This is a genomic window from Trebonia sp. (assembly GCF_049794275.1).
Taxonomy (GTDB): Bacteria; Actinomycetota; Actinomycetes; order Streptosporangiales; family Streptosporangiaceae; genus Trebonia.
The window spans coordinates 1-4,157 of sequence record NZ_JBARCR010000875.1; the positions used below are offsets into that span (position 1 = coordinate 1).

Consider the following 4,157-nt stretch of genomic DNA (forward strand, 5'->3'; position numbering starts at 1 on the left):
GCCGTCGTGCCCGGTGAGCTCTCCGCTGTCCAGCGCAGCCACGCATGTTCCGAACGGGATGTCCACGATCCGCCGGAAGGACATCCAGGTCCGGACCGGGCGCGCGCTCGCGCTCATGCCGGCCCCCATCGCCATGTCAGCCGGCGCGGCGGCGCCAGCCGCTGGCCGTACTGACCTTGCCGTGCTGTCCAGCGTGGGGCGCCGCGGCAGCGCCGAAAGCAGGTGAGGAGCCCGGCCAGGACGGCGGCACGGTGGGTGTGGCGGACGAGGTTCATGACGGTCTCCTTCGGCTTACGATGAGTTCAAGGCGACCGTATGGCGGCTGGCCACGCGGGGGATCGGGAGTGATCCCCCCATTTTCCTGCTGCGCTCCCCTATTTTTCTGCGGCGCCGACCAGGCCGAGCCGGGCAGCGTGGGCCACGGCGACGTCCCGGGTCGGGGCATCAAGTTTCGCCAGAACGGCCGAGACGTGGTGATCGACGGTCTTGGCGGAGATGAACAGCTTCGCGGCGATCTGGGCGTTGGTGTGCCCGGCGCACACCAGGTCGAGAACCTCACCCTCACGCCGGGTCAGCCCGAGCGGGTGCGCCCGCGTCGCCGACCGCGGCCCGGCCGGGATCGACCGGATGCCCAGCTGGCGCATCTTCTGCCGGGTGATCCGGGCCGCGGCAGATGCGCCCAGGCCGGTGAAGATCTTCACCGCCTCGCGCAGCCGCCGCTCCTCGGTGCTGTCCTGCAGGACCAGGGCGGCCTCGTAGGGCCGGCCGAGCCGCTCCCATGCCAGCGCCGCGCCCCGCCAGTCCCCCGCGATCTCCGCGGCGAATGGTTTCGGCAGGCTGAACGGCGGATCCAGCGGTGCCCCGAGCCGCGGCAGCCAGATGGCCAGGGCGGCCAGCGTCCACCGATCGACGTGCCCGGCCGCCCGGCCGTAGGCTGACCTGACCTCCTCAAGCGCAAGATCGCCATCACTCGCTAGCCACCTCAGCTCCGCACGTGCCTCCCCGACCGGCACGATCCATGTCGGGTCGGCTACTCCCTCGGCCAGGGCAAGCGCCTCATCCAGGAGCTGCCACGCCCCGGGCTCGCCGCGGCGCCCGCGGATCGTGCCCAGGACCCGCAGCGGGTTCAGCCGGTTCACCGGGGAGATGCGCCGACGGCCGAGCATCCGGGTGCAGATGTCCGCCGCTTCGTCCCACTGTCCCCGGAGCATCAGAGTGTAGGCCCGCCAGCCCATCAGGCACGTGCTGAAAACACCGAGCTCGCGGTCTTCGCAGTAGGCCATTCCCTCGGCGAAGTAGCGCTGCTCGTCGTCGAACCGGTGCATGCGCGTGGCGGCCTCGTGCAGGGCCGAGTAGGCAAAGCCGGCCTCTTCGTGCAGGTCGGCATCCAGCGCGATCCGCAGCGCCCGCTCGATCAAGCCCCGCCCATCCCGGCTGCCGCCCCTAAGAAGCGCCGACCCGATAGCTGTCAGGGCATGGCTTACGACATCAGCCTCATGCAGTTCTACGCCGAGCGCTCGCGCCTTCTCACCTAGCGCGACAGCCTCGTCGCTCCGACCCGCCAGCATGCGGGAGGTGCTGAGGTTGGCATAGGCGCACGCCAGCTCCCGGCCGGGCGGCAGCGCCTGCAGGACCCGGACGGCTTCCCCGGCCGCCTGGCCAGATTCCTCTCCGCGGCACAGGCGCCACAGTGTTGTGCAGAGCCGCTGGAGATCCTCTCCGGTACTGTGGTCATCGCCCAGCTCTCGCCGCAGCTGAAGAGCAGCACGCAGCGCCCGTTCGGCCTCCTCCCACCGGTCCAGCAGTGAGTACTCACCCGCGACGCCCTCCTGCAGTGCCGCCAGCGTCAGCCGGTCACGTTCATCCGCGAACCGCAGCGCACGCTCGAACTGCGCCGCCGCCTCGCGGTGCGAGGCCAGCTCAGCCGCCCGGCGCGCGGCCGCGGAAGCATGCCGCACGACAGCCGGCCCGTTCCCGGATCCCTCAGCGTGGAAGGCCAGCTGTGCGTCGTCGTCACATCCGGCCGCCGCCAGCGCGTCCAGGACCCGGTCGTGGATCAGCGCGCGGCGATGTGGCGGGATCGCCTGCTCGGCCGCCAGCCGGGCGATCTCGTGACGGAACCTCAGCCAGGCCCCATCCAGCATCAGCAGCCCGGACGCCAGCACCTCCTCGACCGCCGGCGGCGCGCAACCGGTGACCGACTCAACCAGCCGCAATTCGGCGCGAGCGCCGGTCAGCGCTGCGGCGTCTAGCACATCGCGTCCCTCGCTGCTAAGCCCCACCGCTCGCGCCAGCACCGCATCCCGCGCCGCCGCCGGGACCTCGGTCACCCCGGCAGCGATCACCGCCGTGACGTAGAACGGGTTCCCGCCCGTCAGCCGGTACAGCTCGGCCGCATCCAGCCCAGCCGGGGCCGCCAGCTGCCGCACGGCGCCGGCCGACAGCGGGGCCAGCTCGACCCGCCGGGTAGAGCGCTGCCTGGCCAGCTCACCAAGCACCACCCGCAGCGGGTCCCCCGCGGCCAGATCCTCGTCCCGGTAGGTGGCAATAAGAAGCACGCCGGCGCTCTTGATCCGCCGGCCAACGAACCGCAACATGTCCAGGGTCGCCTCGTCGGCCCAGTGAACGTCCTCCACCACCACCACATCCAGCATCCCCGGCTCGCTGACCTGGCGCAGCAGCGCGGCGAACAGCGCTTCGCGGCCAGCCCGGGCCCGGCACAACTCCAGCAGCTCCTCGCCAAGCTGGGCAGCCAGGTCGAACAGCGGCCCGAGCGGACGGGGGGTAAACAGCCCATCGCATGCCCCCCAGGACCAGCGCGCCCCCGGCAGGTCACACTCGAGTGCTTCCACCAGCGCCGACTTGCCAACCCCCGCCTCCCCGGCTACCAGCACAAGCCGACCCTCGCCGCGCCGTGCCTCCTGGGCATACCCGGCCAGCGACGCCAACGACGACTCCCTCTCCAGGAGCTGCATGCCACAAGTATCCGCCCCACCAGCACGGATCGCCAGCTACCACCCAGCCCAGCATCGTAGCCGGTGACGAGGACCCGGCAAGGCGCACGACCGGGCGAGCGCAGCCCCGAACTGTATGATCTGCGCACCTCGGGCCGCGGACCCACGAGCAAGTGCTGCCGCGAATATTCGGCACGGAGGCTGTGGATAGTGCTTCCGGCGCGGCTTCCCTGAACTTGACTGAACAGGGGCGCAGCGTCGGGAGCCTGGGTCCCGGCCTGACCTCCGATTCGGCTGACGCCGCTTCGGGTTGTCTTGCGAAACGATCTGTCGGCCGGGTCCCAGTTTTTCTGGCACCCACCGGCGCTGCCGGTCTGATCTGCCTGGCCTGTGCAAGAGGCCTGGGTTCACAGGTCCGATGGCCAGCGGGTGCGTGCCATCCCTCAACCTGAGAAAGGGATGACAGTGACCATCGTAGAAGAAGCACGCCCTGTTACCTATCGCACGGCAATTACCGGCGGCGTGGATACTCACGCGGATACGCATGTCGCCGCCGCGCTCGATCCTGTCGGCGGGCTGCTCGGCGTCGAGGAGTTCCCCGCCACCGCGGCCGGCTATGCCCGCCTGCTGGGCTGGCTGGGCGGGTTCGGTACCGTCGCCCTGGTCGGCATCGAAGGGACCGGCAGTTACGGTGCCGGACTGGCCCGCTATGTCACCGCAGCTGGTGTCCGGGTCGTCGAGGTCGATCGCTCCGACAGGCAGGACCGCCGCCGTCAGGGCAAGTCCGATCCCCTCGATGCGGTCAGCGCCGCGCGGGCCGCGCAGTCCGGCCGGGCCCGCGGCGCGCCGAAGGGCCGGGACGGCGAGGTGGAGGCGATCCGGGCGCTGATGGTCGCCAGGCGAAGCGCTACGGGAGAACGCACCCGGGCGATCAACCAGGCCAGGGCCCTGCTCCTGACCGGGCCCGATGACCTGCGAGCCCGTTTCACCCGGCACACCCCGGCCGCCCTGGTCGCCGGCATCGCGTCACTGCGGCCCCGCCCCGGCGACATCACGGGCTACGCCGTCCGCATCGCCCTGCGCGAGCTGGGACGGCGCGCGCAGTTCCTCGACGGCCAGCTCGAGCGCCTCGACGAGCTCATCGTTCCCCTCGTCACCGCCCGCGCCCCGGGCCTTCTGGCCCTGTACGGGATCGGCCCCCAC

General features: G+C 71.3%; 2 protein-coding genes. One reads left to right on the plus strand and one right to left on the minus strand.

The genetic code is table 11. The annotated features are described in order from the left end of the window. Positions 1-374: 374 nt before the first annotated feature. Positions 375-2,975 carry an ATP-binding protein gene (locus WA805_RS22590; RefSeq protein ID WP_425243338.1) on the minus strand — a complete coding sequence of 867 codons (2,601 nt, stop codon included), beginning with the start codon at positions 2,973-2,975 and terminating at the stop codon, positions 375-377. A 438-nt stretch (positions 2,976-3,413) separates the two neighbouring features. Between WA805_RS22590 and WA805_RS22595 the strand changes: the two genes are divergently transcribed. Further along, on the plus strand, positions 3,414-4,157 hold a 744-nt coding region (locus WA805_RS22595), incomplete at its 3' end, for an IS110 family transposase (protein ID WP_425243339.1).